This window comes from Arthrobacter sp. H41 (assembly GCF_000520535.1).
In the GTDB taxonomy this organism is placed as follows: Bacteria; Actinomycetota; Actinomycetes; order Actinomycetales; family Micrococcaceae; genus Arthrobacter_D.
On the sequence record NZ_KI914819.1, the window covers coordinates 98,716 to 102,443 of the forward strand.

Genomic DNA, 3,728 nt, shown 5'->3' on the forward strand with positions numbered 1-3,728 from the left:
CGTCCGCGCACCGGGAGCCGCGCGCAGCAGGGCCTCTCCTACCAGTCGTGGATCGTGCCGTCCTTGAGACGGTTGAACGGCAGGTAAGCCGGATTGTAGGGATGGGCGGCAGCGGCCTCCATATTGAGCTCGACGCCGAGGCCCGGCTGGTTCCCAGGGTGCAGATGCCCGTCGGCGAAGGTGAAGGACTGTTCGAAGACCTCGTTGGTGAGGTCGCCGTGCCGCATGTACTCCTGGATGCCGAAGTTGTGGATCGCCATGTCCAGGTGCAACGCGGCGGCCATGCCGACGGGTGAGATGTCGGTGGGCCCGTGGATGCCGGACTTGATCTGGTACTGCGCCGCGAAGTCGAGGATCTTCTTCATGGCGCTGATGCCGCCCGTATGGGTCACGGCGGAGCGCACATAGTCGATGAGCTGTTCCTGGATGAGCGCCTGGTAGTCCCAGACCGTGTTGAAGACCTCGCCGATGGCGAGGGGCGTGGTGGTGTGCTGTCGAACCAACCTCAGCGCATCCTGGTTTTCGGCGGGGGTGCAGTCCTCGAGCCAGAACAGGTCGTAGGGTTCAAGCGACTTGCCCAGCTTCGCGGCCTCGATGGGCGTCATGCGGTGATGCCCATCGTGAAGCAGCGGCAGCTCCGGCCCGAATTCGTTGCGTACCGCTTCGAACACGGTGGGGATGTGCCGCAGGTAGGCGCGGGTGTCCCAGTCCTCCTCCGCCGGGAGGGCGGCACGCTGCGCCGGCTCGTAGTCGTAGCGTGTTCCGCCGGCGCTGGGCTGGGCGGCAACACCGTAGACGGCGTCGATCCCCGGCACTGCCGTCTGGATGCGGATGGACTTGTAACCCAGGGCGAGGTGCTCGTGGACCGAGTCGATGATCTCCGGAATGTCGCGTCCGCTGGCGTGGCCATAGGCGCGCACCGCTGTGCGGCTCGCTCCTCCCAGGAGCTGGTAGAGCGGCATCCCTGCGGCTTTCGCCTTGATGTCCCAGAGCGCGACGTCGACCGCGGCAATGGCTGCCATGGTCACGGGACCCCGCCGCCAGTAGGCACCGCGGTAGAGGAACTGCCAGGTGTCCTCGATCCGATGCGCGTCACGGCCGATGAGCAGCGGAACCACGTGGTGCTCGAGGTAGGCGGCAGCGGCCAGCTCACGCCCGTTGAGCGTCGCATCACCCAGTCCGGTGATGCCCTCTTCGGTGGTGATCTTCAGGGTCACGAAGTTACGGTCCGGGCTTGAGACGATGACTTCGGCACTCGTGATCTTCACGGCGTTCTCCTTCAGCGTGGGTGGTGTCAACGAATGGTGCTGCCGGCGGTCCGGTCCGCCAGAGCAAGTTCACTGCGGGTCGGAAGGTTCTCCCAGTCACCGCTCGCCGCCACCGCGAAAGCCCCCAGGACTGCGCCTCGGCGAAGGCGCGCCACCATGGCCTCCCCGTCAAGGAGCGCTGACAGATAGCCGGCGGTGAAGGCGTCTCCCGCCCCGACGGTGTCCACGGCGGCAACGGGCAGCGCATCCTGATGAACCACTGCCCCCTCGGACCAGCCTGTCGCGCCCTCCGCACCACGCTTGATGATCACGTCACGCACTCCCCTTCCGTGCAGGGCGTTCACGGCGTACTCCTCATCAATGCCGGCTGAAACCAGCGAAAGCTCGTCATCGGAAGCGATGACGATGTCGGCGTATCCGGCAAGCCGTGTCAGAACGGTTGATGCAGCGGCGGCATCCCACAGTTTCGCGCGGTAATTGACGTCGAAGGAGACAAGGATTCCGCGTTTCCGCGCCTCGGAGGCTGCCCAGAGCGTGGCCTCGGCCGCCGCCGGCGATAGTGCAGGTGTAATGCCGCTGAGGTGGAGGATTCGCGGCGCGGCGTCGAGGGACGCTTCGAGGTCCCTGCTGGTCAGTGCTGATCCCGCCGACGACGACCTGTAGTAGAGCGCCCTCGACACCCCTGCAAAACGGGCTTCGAGCAGCATCAGCCCGGTGGTTCTTTCGGCGTCGATGACGACGGCGTCGGTGGCGACGTTCTCGGCACGCAGGGAACGCAGGGCGAATGCGCCCACCTCGTCGTCGCCCAGTCGTCCCGTCCACCGGACGGAGTGCCCGAGCCGCGCGAGACCGATGGCCACGTTCGTTTCGGCTCCGCCAAGGGACATCGACATGCTGCCACCCAGCCGGACCAGGCCTGCGGAACGAATGGATCCCATCGTTTCCCCGAAGGTCAGTACATCAACCGGCATCAGTTGCGAAAGAGCTGCACTCACTGCTGGAGCCCCTCGGCTGCCGAGAGGAACTGCCGGGCTCGCGAGCGCAGGGCCGGAAGGTCACCGCCGGAGGCCGCATCCCCGATGAGCGGGGATCCGATGCCGACGCCGAGTGCACCGCGGGACAGATAGTCCACGGCAGCACCCTGGTCGACGCCACCCACCGGCACGAAGGGAATGTCCGGGAAGGGATCACGGAGTGCCGAGAGGTATCTCGGTCCGCCGAGGGACGCGGGGAAGAGTTTGATGGCTGCTGCGCCCTGATCCATGGCCGAATACACTTCGGTCGGGGTCAGCACCGGCGAGGACGGGCAGATCCAGCCGGGCAGCCGCGGCTACCGACGGCGCGATCGCAGGGGTCACGATGAACTGGGCACCGGCTGCGGCGACCCTCGCGACGTCGTCGCGGGTGAGGACCGTTCCCGCGCCGATGAAGGCGGCTGCGCCCACCTCACGCTGGATGGCTGCAATGACGTCGGCGGCCTCCACCGTATTGAGGGAGACCTCGAGATATCGGAATCCCTCCTCCACAAGAGCGACGGCGGTGCGCACCGCCGCCTGGGCCTCACTCCCCCGGATGATGGCGAGCAGTTTGGCGTTGCCCATTCCACCGAGAAACTCCTCGGGTGTCATGCGGGTGTCCTTTCGAAGGGGCGGCGATCGCCGGGAAGTCGATGGATACGGTGCGTCACCACTCGGCGTAGGAGCCGTCGTCGTGCCGCCAGATCGGTGACCGCCACGCATGCCCGGCCTTGTCCACCCGGCGGACGGCGGCTTCGTCGATCTCGATGCCAAGGCCCGGTGCGGTGAGCCGTTCCACGGAGCCGTTGATGAACCTGAGCGGCGTCTTGTCCAGCACGTAGTCAAGGACTTCGGCGCCCTGGTTGTAGTGGATGCCGATGCTCTGCTCCTGGATCAGGAAGTTCGGAGTGGCGAACCCGACCTGCAGGCAAGCCGCGAGCGCCAGCGGCCCCAGCGGACAGTGCGGTGCCAGCTGGACGTCATAGATCTCCGCGAGGGAGGCGATTTTCCGCACCTCGGTGATGCCTCCCGCGTGTGAGAGGTCCGGCTGGGCCACTGCAATTCCGGCCTGCAGCACCGGCAGGAACTCCTGCCGGTTGTACAGGCGCTCACCTGTGGCGACGGGGATGGACGTTGACCGTGTGAGCCCGCCGATGAGGTGCGAGTTCTCGGGTACCGTCGGTTCCTCGAGGAACAGGGGCCGCAGGGGCTCGAGCAACGGCGCTACCCTGCGGGTGTTCGCGAGGGTGAAGCGGCCGTGGAAGTCGACGGCGACGTCACGGTGAGGTCCAAGGACCTCGCGCGCGGCGGCGACCCGCTTCACCACTTCGTCGATCTCGGCGACGCTGCCCAGCGGACTCATCCGGCCACTGGCGTTCATCTTGACCGCCGTCAGGCCCACTGCCATCTGGGCCTCGACCGCGTCGGCGATCTCGGCGGGCTC

The 3,728-nt window shown here is 66.7% G+C and carries 5 protein-coding genes; all 5 read right to left on the reverse strand.

What is annotated here, in order from left to right; genetic code table 11:
* Positions 1 to 38: 38 nt before the first annotated feature.
* Positions 39 to 1,268, reverse strand: a complete 1,230-nt coding sequence (gene manD / locus Y705_RS0113445) for a D-mannonate dehydratase ManD (RefSeq protein WP_026533234.1) — start codon at positions 1,266 to 1,268, stop codon at positions 39 to 41.
* A 26-nt stretch (positions 1,269 to 1,294) separates the two neighbouring features.
* Entirely contained in the window at positions 1,295 to 2,263 is a 969-nt protein-coding gene (locus Y705_RS0113450; protein WP_253908620.1) for a sugar kinase, read from the reverse strand.
* The gene (locus Y705_RS23265; RefSeq protein WP_253908621.1) at positions 2,260 to 2,532 is read right to left on the reverse strand and encodes a beta/alpha barrel domain-containing protein; all 273 of its coding nucleotides are present in this window, start codon (positions 2,530 to 2,532) and stop codon (positions 2,260 to 2,262) included. Before Y705_RS23265 ends, Y705_RS0113450 begins: the two co-directional genes overlap by 4 nt.
* Complete coding sequence (locus Y705_RS0113455) at positions 2,456 to 2,896, reverse strand: beta/alpha barrel domain-containing protein (protein WP_253908622.1); 441 nt, start codon at positions 2,894 to 2,896, stop codon at positions 2,456 to 2,458. The genes Y705_RS23265 and Y705_RS0113455 overlap by 77 nt, the downstream gene beginning before the upstream one ends.
* Before the next feature lie 55 nt (positions 2,897 to 2,951).
* A partial coding sequence (gene dgoD / locus Y705_RS21430) for a galactonate dehydratase (protein ID WP_081738061.1) occupies positions 2,952 to 3,728 on the reverse strand: 777 nt, incomplete at its 5' end.